We start from the raw sequence: 21775 nt of genomic DNA, 5'->3' as shown, positions 1-21775 counted from the left end.
CGCGCGCCGGGCCCGGCGGATCACGCCCGGCGCACCGCGCTCAGCGCACCGCGCTCAGGGAGAGCGCGAAGCGCCCCTCGCGGTCCGTCCACCAGTGGGTCAGCTCCAGCCCGGCGGCGGACAGTTCGGCCCGCACCCCCTCCTGCCGGAACTTCGCCGACACCTCCGTGCGCAGATCCTCGCCCGCGGCGAAGTCGACGGCGAGGTCGAGCGCCGGGATCTTGACGGTCTGCGCCGTACGGGAGCGCAGCCGCATCTCGATCCACTCGTTCTCCGCGTCCCAGAGCGCGACGTGGTCGAAGGCGCCGGGATCGAAGTCGGCGCCCAGCTCCCGGTTGACGACGGCCAGGACGTTCTTGTTGAAGGCGGCCGTCACCCCCGCCGCGTCGTCGTAGGCCCGCACCAGCACGTCCTCGTCCTTCACGAGGTCGGTGCCGAGCAGCAGCGCGTCACCGGGCGCGAGCAGGCCGCGGACCGAGGCGAGGAAGGCCGCGCGCTCGTCGGGCACGAGGTTGCCGATCGTCCCGCCGAGGAACGCCAGCAGCCGGGGGCCCGGGGTGTCCGGCAGCGTCAGCGGGGCGGTGAAGTCGGCGATGAGGGCGTGCACGCCGAGGCCGGGCCGCTCGGCGATCAGGGCCCGTCCGGCCTGGGTGAGGGCGCTCTCGCTGACGTCGACGGGCACGTACGTGTGCAGCCCGGTCAGCGCGGCGATCAGGTGGCGGGTCTTCTCCGACGACCCGGAGCCCAGTTCGACGAGGGTGCGGGCGCCGGCCGCGGCGGCGATCTCCGCCGAGCAGTCCACGAGGATCTCGCGTTCGGCCCGTGTCGGGTAGTACTCGGGCAACCCGGTGATCCGCTCGAACAGGTCGCTGCCGTGGGCGTCGTAGAACCACTTCGGCGGCAGCGTCCTGGGGAAGGCGGACAGGCCGTCGCGGACGTCGGTGCGCAGGGCGGCGTCCGTGGCGTCCTCGGGCAGGGTGCGGGTGATGCGGAACGGGCTCACGTGCCGGTCTCCTCGGGGGGTACGGGTACGGGTGCGGTGTCCGCGGCCGGGTCCTTGAGCGGGGTGAGTAGGACGTCGGTGCGGTCCGCCGACAGCAGCGTGCGGTCCGGGACCTCCTGCCAGCGCGGATCGTCGTCGTAGGGCTCGGAGGCCACGACCGTGCGGCCGGACCCGGTCAGGTACCAGAGGGTGTCGCCCCAGGCCGTCGCGGTGACCGTCTCGCCGTCGGCGAGCAGGAGGTTGAGGCGGGAGCCGGGGGCCGCCGCGGCCACCTCCTGCACGGTGTCGGCCAGCGCCTGTCCCTCCGTGTCCCCGGCGCGCAGCCGGGCCAGGACCAGCGCCCAGACGAACGCCGAGTCGTTGCGGGCCTCCATCGACAGCACCTCGGCCGCCGGCAGGCCGCGGGCGAGGGCCGCCAGGGATCCGGGCCACCCCCGGACCGCCCCGTTGTGGCTGAACAGCCAGGGCCCGGCGGCGAACGGCGCCGCGGCGGCCTCCGCGTCCGCGCCGGCCAGCGTCGCGTCCCGCACGGCGGCCAGCAGCGCCCCGGTCCGTACGACGCGGGCCAGGTCGGCGAAGGACAGGTCGGCCCAGATGGGCCCGGCCCGGCGGTAGCGGGCCGGCACCGGGTCCCCCTCGGCGTACCAGCCCACCCCGAAGCCGTCGGCGTTGACCGTGCCGTACCGCTGCCTGCGGGGCGCCCACGACTGGCGGTACAGGGCGTGCGGGGGCTCCACCAGGATCCGGCCGAGCGGCTCCGCGGGCCCGACGTAGGCCACGTGACGGCACATCAGACGGCCCCCGAACGGGCCGTGCGGAACCCGGAGAAGATCTGCCGCCGGACCGGGTGGTCCCAGTTGCGGAACGTGCCCCGGCAGGCCACCGTGTCCACCGCGAACGAGCCGCCGCGCAGCACCTTGTACGCGGGTCCGAAGAACACCTCCGAGTACTCCTTGTAGGGGAACGCCCGGAAGCCGGGGTAGGGCAGGAAGTCGCTCGCCGTCCACTCCCACACGTCGCCGATCAGCTGCCGCACGCCGAGCGGGGACTCACCGGCGGGGTAGCTGCCGGCCGGGGCGGGGCGCAGGTGCCGCTGGCCCAGGTTGGCGTGTTCGGGTCCGGGGTCGGCGTCGCCCCACGGGTAGCGCATCGAGCCCCCGGTCGCCGGGTCGTACCGGGCGGCCTTCTCCCACTCGGTCTCGGTGGGCAGCCGCCGCCCGGCCCAGCGGGCGTAGGCGTCGGCCTCGTACCAGCACACGTGCAGCACCGGCTCGTCGGGCGGTACGACCTCGGTGACGCCGAAGCGGCGGCGCAGCCACTGCCCGCCGTCCCTGCGCCAGAACAGCGGGGCGCGCAGGGAGTTCCGGCGGACGTGGTCCCAGCCCTCCTTCGTCCACCAGCGTTCCTCCCGGTAGCCGCCGTCGTCGATGAACGCCTGGTACGCGGCGTTCGTCACCGGGGTCGTGTCGATGAAGAAGGGCGCCACCTCACGCACGTGGGCGGGGCGTTCGTTGTCCAGCGCCCAGGGCTCGGCGGAGGTGCCCATGGTGAACGGGCCGCCGGGGACGAGCACTTCGGGAGGGCCGGTGAACAGGGGGGCCGGGCCCGGGTCGGGGGCGGTCAGCGCCCGCGGGCCGGTGCGCAGCTGGTGGGTGATCAGCATCGTCTCGTCGTGCTGCTGTTCGTGCTGCGCGATCATCCCGAAGGCGAAGCCCGCCTCGGTCAGCCGCGTGCCGTGGAAATCGGCGGACTCCAGCACGTCGAGGGCCCGTCCGCGCACCTCCGCCGCGTACCGGCGGGCCTCGTCCGGCGGCAGCAGCGGCAGCGAGGGCCGTTCGGAGCGCGGGTGCTCGAACGCGTCGTAGAGGCTGTCGATCTCGGGGCGCATCGCCTCGCGCCCGGCCACCGTGCGCAGGAGCCACTGCTCCTCCTGGTTGCCGATGTGCGCGAGGTCCCACACCAGCGGGGACATCAGCGGCGAGTGCTGCGCGGTGAGGTCGGGGTCCTCGACGCAGGTGGTGAGGAGCGTGGTGCGCTCACGGGCGGTGGTCAGCGAGGCGAGCACCCGCTCGCGCAGGGTGTCGGTGTCGGCGGCCGGGCCGGTGGCGCCGGCGGTCTCGGTGTCCGGGGCGGGACCGGTCATGGGCGGATGTCCTTCCCGTGGGCGGCGGGCAGCGGGCCGGCCGGGCGGGGCCGGGAGGCGGCGGCGGTGCCGCGCAGGCGGTCGAGCCGGTCGTCGGCGGGGCAGCGGCCCGGCAGGACGTAGCGGTCGCGGAACGCGGTGACCGTCTCCGTGACGGCGGCGGTGGCGCCGATCCGGGGCAGTGCCTCCAGGGCCGCCGCGAAGCAGATGACGGCGGCCTCGTGCAGCTCGGGGTCGGTGAGTGCGGCGCGGGCCGCGTCGGCCCACAGCGGATTGTGCGGGGCGGGCTGCGACAGCGCCCGTTCCGCCAGGGGTTTCACCGCGCGGTAGGCGGTCTCGGCGGCCTGCGGATCGTCGAACAGCGCCGTCGTCACGGCGACCGGCACGATCCAGCCGTCGTCGCCGGGCTGGGCGTCGATCATGCGCAGTTCCAGGTGGCCGCGGGGCCTGACCGGCGGGAAGAGCGTGGACAGGTGGTAGTCGAGGTCCGCCCGGGTGGGCGAACCGGTCCGGACCCACTCCCGGAACGTCAGGCCGTCGGGCACGTCCCACGGCCCGCTGTCGCGCCGTACGCACATCACCGGCGCGTCCAGGACGCGCCGGGCCCAGGCGCCGCGTGGCTCGGCTCCGAGGTCGGGGGCGCCGGCGCGGTCGGCGCCGATCTCCGTCCACAGCAGTTGCCGGCTGGAGCGCCAGCCGGTGGGGGCGCCGTCGAGCACCGGGGAGTTGGCGAAGGCGGCGACGAGCACCGCGCCCAGGGTGTGCCCCAGCCACCAGCGCCGCCCGTGCCCCAGGGGGCCGGGCTCCTCGAACCCGGCGTCCAGGCAGACCTGCACGGACGCGGAGGTGCACATCATGGCCCGGCCGGCGGGGCCGGTGCGGTCGAGGTACGCCTCCATGGCGTCGTAGCGGGGTCGGCGCAGGAACCGGCGGGGCGGGTGCCACGGGTCGGTGCCGATGCCGGAGAGGACGAGCCCCGCCCCGCGCAGGACCGCGCGGACGGCGTCCAGGTCCGCGGAGAGGGTGCCGATGCACTCCATCAGGGAGGCGGCGGGCGGCGAGCTCAGCTCCAGCTGGCCGCCGGGTTCGACGGTGAGCGCCGATTCCAGGGGCACGGTCCGCAGGGCGGCGTAGGCCGCTTCGAGTCGTTCGGGTGTCACGGGGAGCTGCGGTGCGCGCAGCTCGTGGACGAGCCATTCCACCTCGACCCCGACGGTGCGGGGCGGGCCGGTCTTGAAGCAGATGCCCCTGACGAGGGCCTCCACCTCGGCTTCCGTGAGGGCGGTACGCGACCTCGTACAGTCGCCCGCCGAAGGGGAACTCGGTATGTCGGACATGTCGGGATCCTCCTGAGATTCCACCATGCCATCGGTCCGGCGGCGGTGGAGCCGGACCGGCATCACTCGTCCCACCCAAGACCCTCGGCCGGATTCGCACAAGGGTGCACAACCACACGTTCCGGGTCATGAACCTCCGATTCCGGGGGCGTGGGCCCCGCGGGGATATTCCGTTGCACCGCACGACCAGCATCGCTCACCATGCGTTCATGAGCACGACGGGGGAGGCGCACGGGACGGAGGACGCCGCGCGGAGCGCGGTCGCGGCGCCCACGGGGGTGGCGCCGTGAGCGCGCGTCTGCGGCAGATCGCCCGCGAGACCGAGCAGATCGTCGCGGCGGGCGCGTACCGTGCGCCGGACGGGCGCGAGGTGTCCCTCGCGGCGGCCGTCGAGGCCGCCCGCGAGGGCACGCGCACGGTGGGACCGGACCCGGTCCCGGTGCCCGGCCTGCCCGAGGTGGACCCGTTCGTGGAGGTCACCGGCGAGAGCAGCACCCGGGCCGCCCGCCGGCTCGCGGCGGACGGCCCGGTCGCCGTGCTGAACTTCGCCTCCGCCCGCAACCCCGGCGGCGGTTACCTCAACGGCGCCCAGGCCCAGGAGGAGGCCCTGTGCCGCGCCTCCGCGCTGTACGCCTGCCTGGTCGGGGCCCGCGCCTTCTACGACCACCACCGCGCCCACCGCGACGCCTTCTACACGGACCGGGTCGTCCACTCCCCGGCCGTGCCCGTGTTCCGGGACGACCGCGGCCGGCTCCTGGACGAGCCGTACACCGCGGGGTTCCTCACGGCCGCCGCGCCGAACGCCGGGGTGGTGCTGCGCACGACGCCGGAGCGCGCCCCCGAGCTGCCGCGCGCCCTGGCCGTCCGCGCCGAGCGCGTCCTGGAGACGGCCGCCGCGCACGGCTACCGGCGCCTGGTCCTCGGCGCGTGGGGCTGCGGGGTGTTCCGCAACGACCCCGCGCAGGTGGCGGGGGCGTTCCGGACGCTGCTGGAGCCGGGCGGGCGGTTCGGCCGGAGTTTCGCGCACGTGGTGTTCGGGGTGCTGGACCGGACCCCGGGGAGCGTGGTGCGCGGGGCCTTCGAGGAGGCGTTCGCCCTCCGGCCGTGACCCGGCTCCCCAGGGGCCTCAGACCCAGCCGTAGCGCTCCCGCAACCGGTGGACCACCAGGTTGAAGCGCATCCGGTCCAGCGCGCACGCCTCCCGGCGCATGCCCTGCTCGTGCAGCCGCAGCACGCGGTCCACGCCCACCCAGGAGTCCCGGCCGGACCGGTCCCAGGGTCCGCTGCCGATCGGCACCCACGCGCGGGCGTCCCTCCCCCCGCCGGACCGCCCGGCGTCGGGCCGCTTGCTGGACAACCGGACGGCCAGGAAGGTCCCGGCCGCCTCGCGGGCCACGACGAGCACCGGGCGGTCCTTGCCCCGTCCGTCGCCCTCCTCGAAGGGCACCCAGGTCCACACGATCTCGCCGGGATCGGGGTCGCCGTCGTGCGCGGGGGAGTACTCGGTGCGCACCCGGCCGACTTCCCGGGGGTCGGCCTCGGTGGTGGCGGAGGGGCCGGAGCGGCCCGGAACGTTCTCTTCGGTCAACGCGTTCACACGGGCACCTTAGAACCTGCCGCCGCGACGGACTCCGCCGCCGGGTGGCGGCCGCCTCCGTGACCTCCCGGGTCACGCCTCCCCGACGGGCGCACGGCCGGCGGGGCGGCGCGCCCGCAGGGACAAGTCCCGGGCGGGTGAGGGCCGTTGTGGCTCGAGGGGCGGTGGTGGCCGGCCCGGGTGAGCGCCGTCCGGGCGCGCGGCCGGCCCCTGGACGGGTCACCGGACCGGCCGCGCCGGCGATCCGTCCCCCGAGCCGGCCGCCGACGCCCCGTCAGGAGACCGGCGCACGGGCGCGACCCGCGAGGCGTACGCCGTCCACGCCGTCATCCGGCCGTCGCGTTCGCGACCGGCTCCGGCCGCGGCGGCCACAGCTCGTGCCAGCGCAGCTCCGCCTCCAACTGCGCGGCGAGCGACAGCAGCAGCGGCTCGCTGTGCGCCGGGCCGAGCAACTGCGCCCCGACCGGCAGTGAGCCGGGCGCGAACCCGGCGGGCACGTTGACCCCGGGCCAGCCGAGGACGTTCCACGGCCAGGCGTACGGACACGCGGCGATGATGGCGCGGTCGGTGGCGAAGCCGCCGAGGTCCGCCATGGCCCCGATCCGGGGCGGGCCGGTGGCCGTCGTCGGCGCGAGGACCACGTCGTACGCCGTGAAGAAGGCGCCGATCCTGCGGTGCAGGGCCGCCTCCGCGCGCCGGGCGGCCCTCAGCGGCGCGCCGCCCAGGAGCCGGCCCAGCCGGGCGGCGCCGTGGGTGCGCCGGTCGAGCAGCGCGGGGAAGGGCGCCTCGGCGACCCACTCGGCGATGCCCGCGGTCGCCCGGGGCACGAAGGTCAGCCCGATCCGCCCGTACGGCGGGTCGGCCTCCTCGACGGTGTGCCCCAGGCCGGCCAGCGTCCCGGCGAGGTCGACGATCCGGGCGCGCACCTCGGGCCGCAGCCGGGCGGGCACGGCGGTGAACGGCGGCTTCAGGGCGAGCGCGATCCGCAGCCGGCCGGGGTCGCGGCGGACGGCGGCCGAGGCGTCGACGGCGGGCGGGCGGTGCGGGTCGCGCTCGTGGTTGCCGCTCGCCGCGTCCAGCAGGAGGGCCGCGTCGGCCACGGTCCGGGTCAGCGTGCCGTTGACGGTGATGCCCTGGAAGGACTCGCCGCGCGGCCAGGTGGAGATGCGGCCGCGCTGCGGTTTGACGCCCACGAGATGGGTCCAGGAGGCCGGGATGCGGACCGACCCGGCGCCGTCGGAGCCGAGCGCGGCCGGCACCAGGCCCGCGGCGACCGCGGCCGCCGAGCCGCCGGAGGAGCCGCCGGGGGTGTGCGCGGTGTTCCAGGGGTTGCGGGTCGCGCCGAAGGCCGGGCCCTCGGTGAACGGCCACTGCCCGAGCTCGCAGGTGTTGGTCTTGCCGACGATCACGGCGCCGGCGGCGCGCAGCCGCCGCACCGCCTCCCCGTCCTCGGCGGCCGGCGGATGGGAGCCGCAGCAGCCGAAGGCGGTCGGCTCGCCGGCCACGTCCATGTCGTCCTTGACGGCGACCGGCACGCCGAGCAGGGGCCGCCGCGCTCCGGCGGCCAGCTCCCGGTCGGCGGCCCCGGCCTCGGCGAGCGCCGCCTCGGTCCGGACGATCCGGAAGGCGTTGAGGGTGCCCTGGGTCGCCTCGATCCGCGCCAGGGCCCGCTCGACCAGCGCGCGGGAGGACACCTCCCCCTCGGCCAGCGCACGGGCGGTCTCCGCGAGGCCTGCGGAACGGTCGAGCGTCATGCGGGACACCTCCGGGAGCACGTCGTCTACTGAACGGTAACGTGCGGGGAGGCCCGAAGGGACGACCGCCGGACGACGGCGGGTTCGGTGGCCGCCGCGGCTTTCCCGCGGGGCGTCCGCGCGTTCCTGCGCAGGGCATTGACGAGTGGGGGCCGCACCCCTACGGTCTGACCGAATTTCCGAACCGTGTTCGGAATCTCGGACGCTGAGCCGTAGGGAGAGCCGCCCATGACCACCCGTCCCCCCACGCCGTCCCGCCGCACCCTGCTGCGCGCGATGGCGGTCCTGCCCGCCTCGGCCCTCGTCCTCGGCGAGTCGCCCGGCCTGCTCGGCGCCGCGCTCGCCGCCGCCCCGCCCGGCGGCTCGGCCACCCGCTACACCATCGTGCCGTTCCTCGACAGCGACGACGGCACGGTGAACGTGTACCAGTCGGACGACGCCACCGACTTCCGGCTCCTGCGGTCCTCCGCCTACACACCGCCCGGCAACCGCATCCGCGACGCGAGCATCCTCAAGCACACCGACGGCTCGTACTACCTCACCTACACCACCCACACCTGGCAGGACGTCAGCACCACGATCGGCTTCGCCCGCAGCACCGACCGGGTCAACTGGACGTTCCTGTACGACCACCCGGTCCCCGTCGCGGGGCTGTCCCGGGCCTGGGCGCCGGAGTGGTTCGTCGACGGCGACGGAAGCGTCAACGTCATCGTCTCCTGCTCGACCACCGACGACGAGTGGATCTTCACCCCGTACCTGCTGAAGGCCGCCGACTCCGCGCTCACCTCCTGGAGTTCGCCGGTCGCCCTGGCCGGCATCGGCAAGAACCACATCGACACCTTCCTGGTGCGGATCGGTTCCACCTACCACGCCTTCACCAAGAACGAGACGACCAAGTACATCGAGTACGCCACCGCGAGCCGCCTCACCGGCCCCTACACCGTCTCCCGCACCGGCAACTGGGCGGGCTGGGGCAGCTACCGCGAGGGGCCGGCCCTCGTCCAGCTCGACAACGGCGCCTGGCGGATCTTCTTCGACGGCTACGGCGACGGCACCTACTACTACAGCGACAGTCACGACACCTTCGCCACCTGGAGCACGCCCAAGGCCCTGCCGGCCGTCTCGGGCACGGCACGCCACTTCACCGTCGTCAAGGAGACGGTCGCCGGCGGAGTGAGCCTCGCCAGGAACGTCACCCGCTCCTTCCGGTCGGCCAACTACCCCACCCGCTACTGGCAGGAGTCGTCCTCGCTGCTCGACCTCCCGGTGGTGACCTCCTCCAGCACGAGCGCCCAGAAGCAGAACTCCACCTTCACCGTCGTGGCCGGCCTGGCGGACGCGAACGGCTGCTCCTTCCGCGACGCGGCCGGCAACCACCTGCGCCACTACTCCTTCCGCGGCCGCTTCGACGCCGACGACGGCACCTCCGCCTTCGCGAAGGACGCCACGTTCATCGCCCGCACGGGCACCGCGAGCGGCTCGGTGCGCTTCGAGTCGTACAACTACCCCGGCCACTACCTGCGCCACTACAACTACCAGCTGCGGGTGGAGCAGACGGACGGCACGGACCTGTTCCGGCAGGACAGCTCGTTCGTGCCCGTCACGGGCTGGGCCTGAGAGCCGGGACGCCGGGGCCCGGCCGGGCGGGAGCGCGACGCGGCCGCCGGGCTCCCGGGCGTCGCGATTGGCCGAAACGGCACGGTGGTCCGCCTCCCGCTCGTCCGACGCGCGTTCGACGGCCGGAAGTTCGCCTAGGTTGGGGCCCTGATCATCCACGTGCACGCGCAGGAGGCTTTGCTGTGTCGGACGACAACCAGACCACCGGCAACGGAGCGGCGCCCGGCCGGATCGACACGTCCAAGCCGCACTCGGCCCGCTTCTGGAACTACTTCGTCGGCGGCAAGGACAACTACGAGGTCGACCGGGAGATCGGCGACCACATCAAGGACATCTTCCCCGGCCTCGTCGACGTGGCGGTCTCCAGCCGGCTCTTCCTGGGGCGCGCCGTCCGTCACCTGGCCGGTGAGCAGGGCGTCCGGCAGTTCCTGGACGTCGGCACCGGTCTGCCGACCGCCGACAACACCCACGAGGTGGCGCAGCGCGTGGCCCCGGACGCCCGGATCGTGTACGTCGACAACGACCCCATCGTCCTCGCCCACGCGAACGCCCTGCTCACCAGCTCGCGCGAGGGCAGGACCGCCTACCTGGACGCCGACCTGTACGACCCCGAGGCCGTCCTGAAGGCCGCCGAGGGCACCCTCGACCTCACCCGGCCGGTCGCCCTGATCATCCTGAACACGCTGGGGCACGTCGCCGATCACGAGCAGGCGCGCGACCTGGTGCGGCGGCTGATGGCGGGCCTCCCCTCGGGCAGTCACCTGGTGATCAGCGACAGCACCGCCACCAGCGAGGGCATGATCGCCGCGTCGGAGGCGTACAACGCGAGCGGCGCGGTGCCGTACCACGTGCGCAGCGTCGAGGAGATCGCCGGCTTCTTCGACGGTCTCGAACTCGTCGAGCCGGGTGTCGTCCGGGTGACCGACTGGCGTCCGGAGCCGGGTGATTCGGCCAATTCCGCCGTCGACGCCTACTGCGGGGTGGGCCGCAAGCCCTGACGGCCCGGGCCCCGGGCCCGTGGGGGGTCCGGCCGGCGGACGACGGAGGGCGGCCGCCGGCCGGAAACGCCTCCTGGCGGGACGCGGCCCGCTTCCGCTTCCGCGAGCCCTGCCCCCCACGGGCCGGCCTCACCCCCGCCCACGGCCTCGGATCCGGCGGCGCGACCGTCACCCGGCACGCCCCGGCCGACGGTCGCCGGCCGGGGCGGAGGGGGAGCACGCCTGCCGGGCGGGCACCACGGGACCGTGCCACGACTCCCTCGACGCCGACGCCGACGGCAAGTTCACGCCGACCCGCCGGCCCGCGGTGAGCCCACTTCCTCGAGGGCGCGGGGAACCGCGCGACCGGTCACGGCGGACCGGCATGCGCCGCTGACGCTCAGCCGCCCTCGACGGACCGCGTCCCGCGCGCGGCCGGCGCGGCCGACCGTCGTGGCCACGGCCGTCCCCCGATCCGCTCGATCCCGTGGTTGAAGCGCCGCAGATACCCCGCGAAGGCGGCGATCTCGTCGTCCGACCAGTCCGCCATCACCCGGTCCAGCACCTCGACGATGCCCTCGCGCTCCTCGTCGAGCAGCCGCCCGCCCTCGTCGGTGAGACGGAACTTGCGGGCCATCCCGCCCGCCGGATCGGGGATCCGGTCGAGCAGCCCGGCGCGCATCGCCGCCGCCGTCTGCCGGTTCAGCGTGGAGGCGTCCAGCCCGAAGGCCTCGCTCAGCTCGCCGATCGACATCGGCCCCTGGACGCGGATCCGGCTCAGCAGGATGTACGCGCTGCGCTCCAGCACCCCGTCCTTGCGGCGGCCTCCGCGGTGGTTCAGGAAGGTGTGGCGGCTGAGCAGCATCTGCTCGTACTCCACCTCCTGCGTCGGCCTGTCCATGTGCCCGAGCCTCCTGTTCGTGCGACCGCCCCGGGACACCTCCCGGCGGGCGGACGTTCCATCCTGGCACACCGTCGTGCACCCGCCACATCACATGGTTGATACATGCCGCATGTAAGATGCATATCCTTCACTTCCGGCAAGTAGTTCCGGACCGTCCGGCGCTGTTCCGGTACCGAGAGAAAGTCGAGGAGTCCGCCCATGGACGCCCCCCAGCCCACGGCCCGCGCGGGCGGCGTGGTCGCCACGCTCGCGCTCGCCGGCATCACGGCCGCGATCATGCAGACCCTGGTCACCCCGCTCATCGCCGAGCTGCCGCAGATCCTGAACACCTCGTCGTCGAACGCCGCCTGGGTCATCACGGTCACCCTGCTCGCCGGCGCGGTCTGCGTGCCGGTCGTCGGACGGCTCGGCGACCTCGTGGGCAAGCGGCGCATGCTCCTGGTGTGCGCGGTGCCGCTGGTGGCGGGCTCGGTGGTGTGCGCGGTCGCCTCCGACGTCGTGACCATGATCGTCGGACGTGGCCTCCAGGGCATGGGCATGGGCATGGTGCCGCTCGGCATCGCCCTCCTGCGCGACGTCGTCCCGGTGGAGAAGCTCAGCTCCTCCATCGCCCTGGTCAGCGCCTCCATGGGCATCGGCGGCGGCCTCGGCCTGCCCATCGCCGCGGCGATCGCCCAGTACGCGAACTGGCGCGTGCTGTTCTGGGGTTCGGCCGGCATGGCCGTCCTCGTCTCCGTGCTGATCTGGTTCCTCATCCCGGACGTCCCGGCCGCCGCCAAGGGCCAGCGCTTCGACCTGCCCGGCGCGCTCGGCCTCGGCACCGGCCTGGTCTGCCTGCTGCTCGCGGTCTCCAAGGGCGCCGACTGGGGCTGGGGTTCGGGCCTGACGCTCGGTCTGTTCGCCGCCGCCGTGGTCGTGTTCGCGGCCTGGGGACTGTGGGAGATCCGCACCACCGACCCCCTGACCGACCTGCGCACCACCGCCCGCCCGCGGGTGCTGCTCACCAACGTCGCCTCGGTCTTCGTCGGCTTCGCGATGTACGCGAGCATGCTCGTCATGCCGCAGCTGCTGCAGTTCCCGGAGGCCACCGGGTACGGTCTGGGCCAGTCGATGCTGGCGGCCGGTCTGTGGATGGCGCCCGGCGGCATCATGATGATGTTCGTCTCCCCGCTCGGCGGAAAGCTCACCAACGCCCGCGGTCCGAAGTTCACCCTGATCTGCGGCGCGCTGGTCATCGCGGCCGGCTACGGCCTGTCCATGGCGCTGATGGGCTCCGCCTGGGGGCTGATGCTGGTCGGCATCGTCATCAACAGCGGTGTCGGCCTCGCCTACGGCTCGATGCCCGCCCTGATCATGAGCTCCGTGCCGCTCTCGGAGACCGCCGCCGCCAACGGCTTCAACACCCTGATGCGCTCCCTCGGCACGTCGGTCGGCGCCGCCGTCATCGGCGTGATCCTGGCCCAGATGACGACCACCCTGGGCGGCCACACCTTCGCCTCCGAGGACGGCTTCCGCACCGCGCTGCTGGTCGGCGGCGGCCTCGCCCTGGTCTCCGCGGCCGTCGCGACCCTCATCCCCGCCGCCCGCGCCGCGCAGGCCGGCACGGAGGAGGCCGACCCGGCTCCCGAGCCCGAGCAGGCCAAGGTCTGACCGTCCGGGGCGGGCGGGGCCCCTCCCGTATCGCCCGGGTGCCGTGACCGACCGGCCCGCCCCGTACGCCGTCGCGTCCGCCCGTGGCCGGCGGACGCGACGGCGTCCCGCCTCACCGGGCGTTCACCACGCCCGCCGCCCGCCGCCCGCCGCCCGCCGCCCCCGCACAGTCGGGCCGGCCCCGTGAGCCGTGGCGTCCGGGAGCGTCCCCGCCGGCGCCCGGTCGCCGAGCGGAGTCCGGCCCGGAGTCCGGCCCGGGGCGTGCCACACCGTGCCGGCCGCCCTTTCCGGCATCGCGGGCCGAACCGGTGGCGGCCGCCGCCTCCCGGCCCGGTGTGGCACAGTGGCGGAAAAGGCCACGGGGAGAGCGCGGGGTGAGCGGCATGCCGGAGTTGGGCAAGGGCGGGAACACCGCGGTGGGAGCCGGCCCGGTGACCGTGGAACTGCACGCCGAGGGCGACACGGTCGACCTCAGCGCCCTCCTGGTCACCGCGGAGGGCAAGGTCAGGTCCGACGACGACCTGGTCTTCTACAACCAGCCCTCCGCCGCGTCCGGGGCCGTCCGCCACCTGGCCGCCGACGCCGGACGTCCCGAGCGCATCGAGGTCGACCCGGCCGCCCTGCCCGCCGACGTCGACCGGGTGGTGCTGGTGGCCAGTTGCGACCCCGACGACACCGCCCGCACGTTCCGTGAGGTCGAGAACGTCCGGGTCAGCGCCGTGCAGGCCGGCGCCGAGACGATCGTGTTCCGCCCGCCGGCCCTCCTGGACGGCGAGCGCGCCGTCCTGCTCACGGAGCTCTACCGGCGCGGCCCGGCCTGGAAGCTGCGCGCCATCGGACAGGGCTACGCCGACGGACTGGCCGGACTCGCCACGGACTTCGGCATCGAGGTCGCCGAGGACGACACCCCCGAACCCGCGCCGGCGCCCCCCGCGCCGCCGGTCGCACCGGCCCCGGCGGCGGGTCCCGTACCGCCCGCCGCACCGGTCCCGCCGACCGCTCCGCCCGCGACCCCGCCGAGCCTGGTCAAACCGCCGCTCGGGAGGATCAGCCTCGACAAGGGCAGCCAGGTCTCCCTCAGCCTGGACAAGGGCGACCCCCGGCTGGTCGTCACGGTGGCCCTGGAGTGGGACGGCGGCAGCGACCGGCGCCGCCGGCAGGGCGCCGACCTCGACCTGTACGCCCTGTACGTCCCCGCCGCGAAGGCGCTGCGCGGCTCCCGGGAACCGGGCACCCTGGTCAGGTCGGGCCACGTGGCGCAGGGCGAGCCGCTGCGGCCCGGCGGCGCACAGGCCCCCGCCGCGCCGGCGACCGCGAAGACGGGCAAGAAGGCGGGCAAGGCGGCGGACGTCGTCTACTACCGCGACCTCGGCTCGCTCACCGACCGCCCCTACATCCGCCTCGACGGCGACTCCCGCGTCCCCGGCCGCGAGGCCGTCCAGATCGTGCGCCCCGACGAACAGGGCTACGTCCTGCTCTGCGCCTACTCGGCGGTCAGCAACGGCTTCGGCTCCTTCCGCAGCTTCGGCGCCAGGGTCGTGGTCGACGACGGCCGCGGCTCCACGGTCACCGTCCCGCTCTACGAGAACACCAAGACCCGTTACTGGGTGGCGATCGCCCTCGTCGACTTCACCTCCGCGGACGGAGCGGCCATCCACCACGTCGAGGCCTACAGCGCCCGGATGACCGAACGCCGGCCGGTGCTGCACGCGGACGGCACCATCGAGATGAACGCGGGCCCGGTGGAGTTCAAACGCCGCTGACCCCACCGGCGGTCGTGCCGCGGGACCGGGGGACCCGCCGCCCCGCCGGCAGGAGCGGCGGGCCGTGCCGGCCTAGGCCGCGGGCGCGGCGTCCGCGCGCATCATCACGCAGTCGAACTCGATCACCCGCCCGGTGGTCGCCTCGCGCGTCACCGGGTACATGCCGGTGATGCCGAAGCCGTCCGCCTCGTACGCGGCGATCGCCTCGGACATCGGCGGGCTGCCCTCGTACAGCCGCAGCACGGCGACCTCGGACTGCAGGCCCACGAACTCCGCGGTGCGCTCCCCGGCCCCGGCGAAGACCTCCAGGTCGTAGCCCTGGGTGTCCATCTTCAGGTACGGGCAGGGGGCGGTGAGGCCCTCCAGGGCCTCGTCCATGATCTCGTCCAGACGGCGGACCGGGATCCGCGCCGTGTCGGTCGTGGCGAACCGCGCGTAGCGGCCCTTGCCGTAGGCGCTGGGCGCCAGCAGGGAGTTCATGGTCTTCCAGCCGGTGTGCAGGGCGGCGGCGGTGTTCTCGCGGCCCAGGGCGCAGGGGTACACCCGCCAGTCGGGGTCGTCCGCCGCGGCCTCCTCCAGCCGGGCGAAGGTCTCGGGGGCGGGCTCGAAGGAGACGATCCGCCCGCCGTAGCCGAGCCCGCGCAGCCGCCGGGCGTACTGACCGGTGTTGGCGCCGACGTCGAAGACGCAGTTCACGCCGTACAGGGCCAGCATGGCGGCCACGTGCCGGGTGCACAGGTACTCGGCGGCCGCCAGTTGCAGCCCGCGCTCGTCCCGCCCGGCCGCGGCGTCCATCAGGAGCACCGCGCCGCTGTCGCCGAGCCGGACGGCGCTGCCGTCGCCGCCGCCGGGCGTCCCGTCCTTCGTGCGCCGGACGATCCAGGTGCCCCTGCCCGCGCCCACGACCGCGTACGGGGCGGCGGACCGGGAGACCAGCGCGGCTCCCGGGGCCAGGTCGGTGACCCGCACACCGAGGCGGGGCACGAGCCGCAGGAGTCGTCGATAAAGGGTCTGCATCCGGCCACCCCTATCAGACCGGGCGGGGTCCGGGCCCCGGATCGCACGACATTCACCGATGCCGGTGACGAGGTGACCGGCTCACGGCTCCGTGCGGGCACGGCGTGCCGACCTCGGGAGCGGTCCGGCGCCCGGCGCGGGCGGGCTCGGTGAGGACCGGGGCGAACGGAGGCGGACGGGGGCACGGTGATCCGCGCGCCGCGGCCGGGGAGGCGGCCGGGGGATCGAGCGGTCCGTCGCCCGGCCGCCGAACGGCTCGCGGAGCCGGACCGGGGGTACGCGAAAAGGGCCCGGAGACGCGCTCCGGACCCTCGCACCACGGGCCGACGAGGTCCGGAGCGGCTCCGGGCCCCGTCGGCACGGCGCGGGGGTCCGGAGCGCGTCTCCGGACCCCCGGCGCCCGTTCGGCGGCGCCTACGGCACTCAGGCGGCCGCGGCCTCGCCGGCGTGGCCGTGCAGACGGGCGACGACCTCGGTCAGCTGCGCGGCGACCTCGGCGTCGTCGACCGGGTGGGTCTCGGCGAAGCGGGTCAGGGAGCCGGGGATGGAGAGCTTGAGGTCCTCGATCACCTTGCCGCCGGCGATGCCCACGGCCTTGCGGGCCTCGTCCTGCGCCCACACGCCGCCGAACTGGCCGAACGCGGTGCCGACCACGGCGACCGGCTTGCCGCCGAAGGCGCCGGCGCCGTACGGGCGGGACAGCCAGTCGATGGCGTTCTTCAGGACGGCCGGGATCGTGCCGTTGTACTCGGGGGAGAAGAGCAGGAAGGCGTCGGCGGCCTGGGCGGCCTCGCGCAGCTTGGCGGCCGTGGCCGGGACGCTGCCCTCGACGTCGATGTCCTCGTTGTAGAAGGGGATGTCGGCCAGGCCCTCGAAGAGGTCGACCTCGGCGCCCTCGGGAGCCAGCTTCACGGCGGCCTCGGCGAGCTGGCGGTTGGTCGAACCGGCGCGGAGGCTGCCGACGAGCGCGAGGATACGAACAGACATGGGGAACTCCAGGAGGCTGAAACAGTGCCGTCACGATCCGGACCGGGGTCCGTTTAAGGTTCTATCACTGTAAGCGGACCGCGGTCCAGTTTCATTCCCCGTGCTTTACGCTGTGTTCATGTCCACCCCGCTGCCGCCCTTCCGCAGGCCTGAGGAGACCTTCGGCGAACCCGAGCTGCTGCAGCTCGGCCAGACCGATGAGGAGCGCTGCCTGCGCGCCGACGCGGCCCGCAACCGGGCCCGACTGCTGGACGCCGCCGCCCGCCTGGTCGCCGAGCACGGCGCGGCCGCGGTCACGATGGAGGCGGTGGCCGCGGCGGCCGACGTCGGCAAGGGCACGGTGTTCCGCCGCTTCGGCGACCGCACCGGACTGCTGACGGCGCTCCTGGACCACTCCGAGCGGAAGTTCCAGGCGGCCTTCCTGTCCGGCCCGCCGCCGCTCGGGCCCGGCGCGCCGCCCGCGGAACGGCTGCGGGCGTTCGGCGTCGCCCTGCTGCGGCGCACGGTCGACGAGCTCGACCTGCAACTGGCGGCCGAGCCGGCGGCGGACCGCCGTTTCCAGGTCCCGGCGCGCCGCGTCCTGCACAGCCATGTCGCGCTGCTGCTGCGGCAGGCGGCCCCGCGGGCGGACGGCGAGCTCCTCGCCCACACGCTGATGGGCTACCTCAACCCCGTCCTCGTCCACCACCTGACCCGGCAGTGCGGCACGCCGCTGGAGCGCCTGGAGGCCGGCTGGAGCGACCTGGTGGACCGGCTGACGACCTGCTGACGGTCGCTCAGACACCGTCCGTGCGAGCGGAGTTCGCAGCCGCACCCGGAAAACCGGTCCCGCGGGGCGTCCGGACCGGCTCCCGCGGCCCCGCCCGGCGGGCCCGCCCGCGCTTCTGCCAAGATGCGGTACGTCATGGTGCAGATACCCAACACGCCCGCGCCGGCACCGTCGCCGGCGCCGCGCTCCGTGCCCACGAGCGCCGACGTGGCCCGCCTGGCCGGCGTCTCGCGCGCGACCGTCTCCTACGTGCTGAACAACACCAGCGCCGTACGCATCAGCGAACCCACCCGCCGCCGGGTCCGCCAGGCCGCCAAGGACCTCGGGTACGTCCCGCACGCGGCCGCCCGCAGCCTGCGCGCCGGACACAGCCGCATGGTCCTGATGCCCGCCCCGCCCGTCCCGGCGGGCCCCCTCTACAGCCAGTTCGTGCACGACTTGCAGAGCGCGCTCAGCCGCCTCGACTACACCGTCGTCCAGTACGGCGCCGGCGGCCTGCACGGGGACGACGCCGCCCGCGCCTGGGCCGAACTGCGGCCGGTCGCCGTCCTGGTGCCCGGACCCGGCCTCGGCCCGCGGGGCGTGGCGGTGCTCAAGCGCTCCGGCGCCCGCGCCGTGGTGACCCTCGCCTCCGAACCCGTCGAGGGCGCCCACGCCCTGTTGCTGGACCACACCGGCGTCGGCCGCAGCGCCGCCGGGCACCTGCACGCGCGCGGCCGCCGCCGCGTCGGCGTCGTCGTCCCCGAGGAGCCCGGCCACCGGATGTTCTCCGCGCCCCGCCTCTCCGGCGCCCGCGACGCCCTGCACGGCACCGGCGCCACCGTCACCGAACTGCCCCTCGCCTACACGGAGGAGTCCGCGGCGGCCCTCGCCGCCCGCTGGCCGGAGCTCGGCCTGGACGCGGTCTTCGCCTACAACGACGAGTACGCCATGCTGCTGATGCGGGCCCTGCAGGACGAGGGCGTGCGCGTTCCCGAGGACACGGCCGTCATCGGCGCCGACGACCTGATGCTCGGCCGGCTGCTGCGCCCCCGGCTGAGCACCGTCCGGATCGCGCTGCCGTCCGGCCGCGACCTCGCCGAACTGGTCGACCGGGCGGTCCGCAACCCGGATGCCGCGCCCGAGTCGCACGAACTGCTGGAAGCCTCCGTGGTGCACCGCGACTCCACCTGACGCCCCCGCGCACCGGTCGCACGCCGGTGACCGTGGCACGGCCGGGACGTCGCGCGCTCGACCGGACCGGGAGGCGTCCGCCCCCGGGACGCGGCTCGCCCGGTTGCGCCGATCACCTCGTTCCGCCGCGCGGCCGCCGGTCCGGCGGCCGCGCGCAGGGGCCTCCGGGCCCCGGGCGAGTCCCGCGGGCCGCCGGGCGCGGCGACGCGGCGCCGTACGCCCTGTACGGAGGGACTCGGACGGAAAGCGTCCGGGAGGTCACCCGGACCGGGAGGTCACTCGCTCCCGGCGCCCTGCGGACCCCCGGCGGCCTGCTGCTCCTCGACCGCCTTGCGGACCTCGTCCATGTCGAGCTTGCGGGCCTGCCCGATGACGTCCGCCAGGGCGGCCTCGGGCAGGGCGCCCGGCTGCGCGAACACGGCGACGCGGTCCCGGACGATCATCAGCGTCGGGATGGACTGGATGCCGAAGGCCGCGGCCAGCTCCGGCTGCGCCTCGGTGTCCACCTTGCCGAACACCAGGTCCGGGTTGTCCTCGGCGGCCTTCTCGTACACCGGGGCGAACTGACGGCAGGGCCCGCACCAGGACGCCCAGAAGTCGATCAGCACGAAGTCGTTGTCGGTGACCGTCTGGTCGAAGTTCTCCTTGGTGAGCTCCACGGTGCTGCTCATGACGTGATTCCTTCTTCCCGGTGCTACCCGCGGGGTGCTTCCCGGCAGGTGGTGGCTGACGTGGGGTGAAGCCGTCCGCACAACACGGCCGGCCGGTCGCGTATTCCGCGCCCCTACCCGTGTGGCCGCCCCTCACGCCACCCACCAGACTGACCCCATGACGGAAACGGAAAACATCGCGTACGACGTCGTGGTGCTCGGGGCCGGGCCCGTGGGGGAGAACGTGGCCGACCGCACCCGCGCGGCCGGCCTCACCACCGCGGTCGTGGAGAGCGAGCTGGTCGGCGGCGAGTGCTCGTACTGGGCCTGCATGCCCAGCAAGGCGCTGCTGCGGCCGGTCATCGCCCAGGCCGACGCACGGCGCCTGCCCGGCCTGCGCCGGGCGGTCGACGGACCGCTGGACGCGGCCGAGGTCCTCGCCCGCCGGGACTCCTACACCTCCGACTGGAAGGACGACGGCCAGGTCGGCTGGCTGGACGGCATCGGCGCCGACCTCCACCGCGGCCACGGCCGGCTGACCGGCCCCCGCACCGTGGCCGTGGGCGACAAGGTCCTCACCGCCCGGCACGCCGTCGCCGTCTGCACCGGCAGCCGGGCCGTGCTGCCCGGTCTGCCGGGCCTGGCCGAGGTGAAACCGTGGACGAGCCGGGAGGCGACCAGCGCGCGGTCGGTGCCCGGCCGCCTCGTCGTGGTCGGCGGGGGAGTCGTCGCCACCGAGATGGCCACCGCCTGGCAGGCCCTCGGCGCGCGGGTCACCCTCCTCGTGCGCGGCAAGGGCCTGCTGAACCGGATGGAGCCGTTCGCCGGCGAACTGGTCGCCGAGGCGCTCGCCGAGGCCGGCGCGGACGTGCGCACGGGCACGTCGGTGGCGTCCGTGACCCGGTCGGACGGCACCGTCACGGTCGTCACCGACAGCGGCGACCGCATCGAGGCCGACGAGATCCTCTTCGCCACCGGCCGCGCCCCGCGCACCGACGACATCGGCCTCGACACCGTCGGCCTCGAACCGGGCTCGTGGCTCCCGGTCGACGACAGCCTCCGCGTCACCGGCACCGACTGGCTGTACGCCGTCGGCGACGTCAACCACCGCGCCCTCCTCACCCACCAGGGCAAGTACCAGGCCCGGATCGCGGGCGCCGCCATCGTCGCCCGCGCCTCGGGGGCGTCCCCCCTGGACTCCGGCCCGTGGGGCGCCCACGCCGCCACCGCCGACCACCACGCCGTCCCGCAGGTCGTCTTCACCGACCCCGAGGCGGCCGCGGTCGGCCTCTCCCTCGCGGAGGCCGAACAGGCCGGCCACCGCGTCCGCGCCGTCGACGTCGACCTGTCCTCCGTGGCCGGCGCGGGCCTGTACGGGGACGGCTACAAGGGCCGCGCCCGCATGGTCGTCGACCTGGAGGACGAGATCCTGCGCGGGGTCACCTTCGTCGGCCCCGGCGTCGGCGAGCTCATCCACTCGGCGACCGTCGCCGTCGCGGGGCAGGTGCCGATCGCCCGGCTGTGGCACGCCGTCCCGTCCTACCCGACGATCAGCGAGGTGTGGCTGCGGCTGCTGGAGGCGTTCCGCGACAGCTGAACCGCCCGGCGGCAAGGCCGCTCAGGGCAGCTCGAAGCCGAGCGCCCGGGCGGCCTCCCGCGGTGTCGGCTGCGCCCACCGCTCCGCCACGGCCGCGTTGGCGGACAGGGAGCGCAGCTCGGCCCGGTCCAGGTAGAGCAGGCCGTCGAGGTGGTCCGTCTCGTGCTGGACGATCCGGGCGGGCCACCCGGTGAACACCTCGTCCAGCGGGCGGCCGTGCTCGTCCTCGCCCGTCAGCCGCACCTCGGCGTGCCGGGCCACCACCGCCTGCCAGCCCGGCACGCTCAGGCAGCCCTCGAAGAACGCGGCGCGTCCGCCGCCGACGGGCTCGTACGAGGGGTTGACCAGGACCCGGAACGGCTGCGGCACCCGGCCCCGCGCCACCCGCACCTCCTCCGGCACCGGCGCCGGGTCCTCGACGACCGCGATCCGCAGCTCCACGCCGACCTGCGGCGCGGCCAGACCCACTCCCGGCGCCGCGTGCATCGTGATCCGCAGGGCCTCGACGAAGCGGGCCAGCAACGCGGGACCGAGCTGGCCGTCGTAGCGCACGGTGCCGGCGCGCAGGACCGGGTCGCCGGCCGCGACGATCGGCAACGGACCACCGGGGGCGAGGAGTTCCTCGATCCGCTCGGCAAGGGGGGCGCGGGGAAGGGGAGGTGCCATCGGGCCAGCATGCCACGACGGCCCGGCACGCGAACGGCCGCGGAGCCCGTCCGCGCCCATGGGCCGGCCGTGCCCGCCGGCGACGCCGGGCATCCGGTGCCGCGGCAGGAGACCGCCGCCCGCAGGTCCTGCCCGGAGGACACGGTGGCGGCCGTGCGGCCCCGCGCGTAC

General features: G+C 75.1%; 19 protein-coding genes. 8 read left to right on the top strand and 11 right to left on the bottom strand.

The window, feature by feature from the left end:
* Window positions 1-40: 40 nt before the first annotated feature.
* Genes egtD through egtA form a run of 4 tightly spaced genes read right to left on the bottom strand, consistent with a single transcriptional unit; the run spans window position 41 to window position 4483 of the window.
* On the bottom strand, window positions 41-1003 hold the full coding sequence (gene egtD / locus ACH4F6_RS03105; protein WP_397958095.1) for an L-histidine N(alpha)-methyltransferase: 963 nt from the start codon (window positions 1001-1003) through the stop codon (window positions 41-43).
* The gene (gene egtC / locus ACH4F6_RS03100; RefSeq protein ID WP_397958094.1) at window positions 1000-1794 is read right to left on the bottom strand and encodes an ergothioneine biosynthesis protein EgtC; all 795 of its coding nucleotides are present in this window, start codon (window positions 1792-1794) and stop codon (window positions 1000-1002) included. The genes egtD and egtC overlap by 4 nt, the downstream gene beginning before the upstream one ends.
* Entirely contained in the window at window positions 1794-3146 is a 1353-nt protein-coding gene (gene egtB / locus ACH4F6_RS03095) for an ergothioneine biosynthesis protein EgtB (protein ID WP_397958093.1), read from the bottom strand. The genes egtC and egtB overlap by 1 nt, the downstream gene beginning before the upstream one ends.
* Complete coding sequence (gene egtA, locus ACH4F6_RS03090; RefSeq protein ID WP_397958092.1) at window positions 3143-4483, bottom strand: ergothioneine biosynthesis glutamate--cysteine ligase EgtA; 1341 nt, start codon at window positions 4481-4483, stop codon at window positions 3143-3145. The genes egtB and egtA overlap by 4 nt, the downstream gene beginning before the upstream one ends.
* 286 nt (window positions 4484-4769) lie before the next feature.
* Here egtA and ACH4F6_RS03085 point away from each other — a divergent pair, with 286 nt between their 5' ends.
* Complete coding sequence (locus tag ACH4F6_RS03085) at window positions 4770-5591, top strand: TIGR02452 family protein (RefSeq protein ID WP_397958091.1); 822 nt, start codon at window positions 4770-4772, stop codon at window positions 5589-5591.
* Between the two features lie 18 nt (window positions 5592-5609).
* Here ACH4F6_RS03085 and ACH4F6_RS03080 read toward each other — a convergent pair whose 3' ends face one another.
* Entirely contained in the window at window positions 5610-6080 is a 471-nt protein-coding gene (locus tag ACH4F6_RS03080) for a type II toxin-antitoxin system PemK/MazF family toxin (RefSeq protein WP_397958090.1), read from the bottom strand.
* 326 nt (window positions 6081-6406) lie between these two features.
* A complete protein-coding gene (locus tag ACH4F6_RS03075) occupies window positions 6407-7834 on the bottom strand; it encodes an amidase (RefSeq protein ID WP_397958088.1) in 1428 nt (475 codons plus the stop codon).
* A 228-nt stretch (window positions 7835-8062) separates the two neighbouring features.
* Between ACH4F6_RS03075 and ACH4F6_RS03070 the strand changes: the two genes are divergently transcribed.
* Both ACH4F6_RS03070 and ACH4F6_RS03065 read left to right on the top strand, forming a co-directional pair.
* Window positions 8063-9451, top strand: coding sequence for a glycoside hydrolase family 43 protein (locus tag ACH4F6_RS03070; RefSeq protein WP_397958087.1), 1389 nt, complete (start codon window positions 8063-8065; stop codon window positions 9449-9451).
* A 182-nt stretch (window positions 9452-9633) separates the two neighbouring features.
* Complete coding sequence (locus ACH4F6_RS03065; RefSeq protein WP_397958086.1) at window positions 9634-10449, top strand: SAM-dependent methyltransferase; 816 nt, start codon at window positions 9634-9636, stop codon at window positions 10447-10449.
* Window positions 10450-10828: 379 nt separating this feature from the next.
* Here the strand turns inward: ACH4F6_RS03065 and ACH4F6_RS03060 are convergent, their stop codons facing one another.
* A complete protein-coding gene (locus tag ACH4F6_RS03060; protein WP_397958085.1) occupies window positions 10829-11329 on the bottom strand; it encodes a MarR family winged helix-turn-helix transcriptional regulator in 501 nt (166 codons plus the stop codon).
* Between the two features lie 201 nt (window positions 11330-11530).
* Here ACH4F6_RS03060 and ACH4F6_RS03055 point away from each other — a divergent pair, with 201 nt between their 5' ends.
* Window positions 11531-12982, top strand: coding sequence for an MFS transporter (locus tag ACH4F6_RS03055; RefSeq protein WP_397958084.1), 1452 nt, complete (start codon window positions 11531-11533; stop codon window positions 12980-12982).
* Window positions 12983-13365: 383 nt separating this feature from the next.
* Window positions 13366-14745, top strand: a complete 1380-nt coding sequence (locus tag ACH4F6_RS03050; RefSeq protein ID WP_397958214.1) for a TerD family protein — start codon at window positions 13366-13368, stop codon at window positions 14743-14745.
* A 72-nt stretch (window positions 14746-14817) separates the two neighbouring features.
* On the opposite strand, the gene ACH4F6_RS03045 is transcribed toward ACH4F6_RS03050, so the two are convergent.
* Window positions 14818-15762, bottom strand: coding sequence for an FkbM family methyltransferase (locus tag ACH4F6_RS03045; protein ID WP_397958083.1), 945 nt, complete (start codon window positions 15760-15762; stop codon window positions 14818-14820).
* Window positions 15763-16185: 423 nt separating this feature from the next.
* Entirely contained in the window at window positions 16186-16749 is a 564-nt protein-coding gene (locus ACH4F6_RS03040; protein WP_397958082.1) for an NADPH-dependent FMN reductase, read from the bottom strand.
* A gap of 118 nt (window positions 16750-16867) precedes the next feature.
* Here ACH4F6_RS03040 and ACH4F6_RS03035 point away from each other — a divergent pair, with 118 nt between their 5' ends.
* Both ACH4F6_RS03035 and ACH4F6_RS03030 read left to right on the top strand, forming a co-directional pair.
* Window positions 16868-17518, top strand: a complete 651-nt coding sequence (locus ACH4F6_RS03035; protein ID WP_397958081.1) for a TetR/AcrR family transcriptional regulator — start codon at window positions 16868-16870, stop codon at window positions 17516-17518.
* A 123-nt stretch (window positions 17519-17641) separates the two neighbouring features.
* Entirely contained in the window at window positions 17642-18691 is a 1050-nt protein-coding gene (locus tag ACH4F6_RS03030; RefSeq protein WP_397958080.1) for a LacI family DNA-binding transcriptional regulator, read from the top strand.
* Between the two features lie 275 nt (window positions 18692-18966).
* Here the strand turns inward: ACH4F6_RS03030 and trxA are convergent, their stop codons facing one another.
* Window positions 18967-19362 (bottom strand): thioredoxin, encoded by a 396-nt coding sequence (gene trxA, locus ACH4F6_RS03025; protein ID WP_397958079.1) that lies wholly within the window; start codon window positions 19360-19362, stop codon window positions 18967-18969.
* Window positions 19363-19519: 157 nt separating this feature from the next.
* On the opposite strand from trxA, the gene ACH4F6_RS03020 reads away from it, so the two are divergent.
* Window positions 19520-20938, top strand: a complete 1419-nt coding sequence (locus tag ACH4F6_RS03020) for a dihydrolipoyl dehydrogenase family protein (RefSeq protein WP_397958078.1) — start codon at window positions 19520-19522, stop codon at window positions 20936-20938.
* Window positions 20939-20959: 21 nt separating this feature from the next.
* Here the strand turns inward: ACH4F6_RS03020 and ACH4F6_RS03015 are convergent, their stop codons facing one another.
* Complete coding sequence (locus ACH4F6_RS03015) at window positions 20960-21604, bottom strand: peptide deformylase (RefSeq protein WP_397958077.1); 645 nt, start codon at window positions 21602-21604, stop codon at window positions 20960-20962.
* Window positions 21605-21775 lie beyond the last annotated feature (171 nt).

The organism is Streptomyces sp. NPDC017936, from assembly GCF_044328485.1.
Lineage (GTDB): Bacteria > Actinomycetota > Actinomycetes > Streptomycetales > Streptomycetaceae > Streptomyces.
This window is presented reverse-complemented; position numbering and strand designations above follow the sequence as displayed.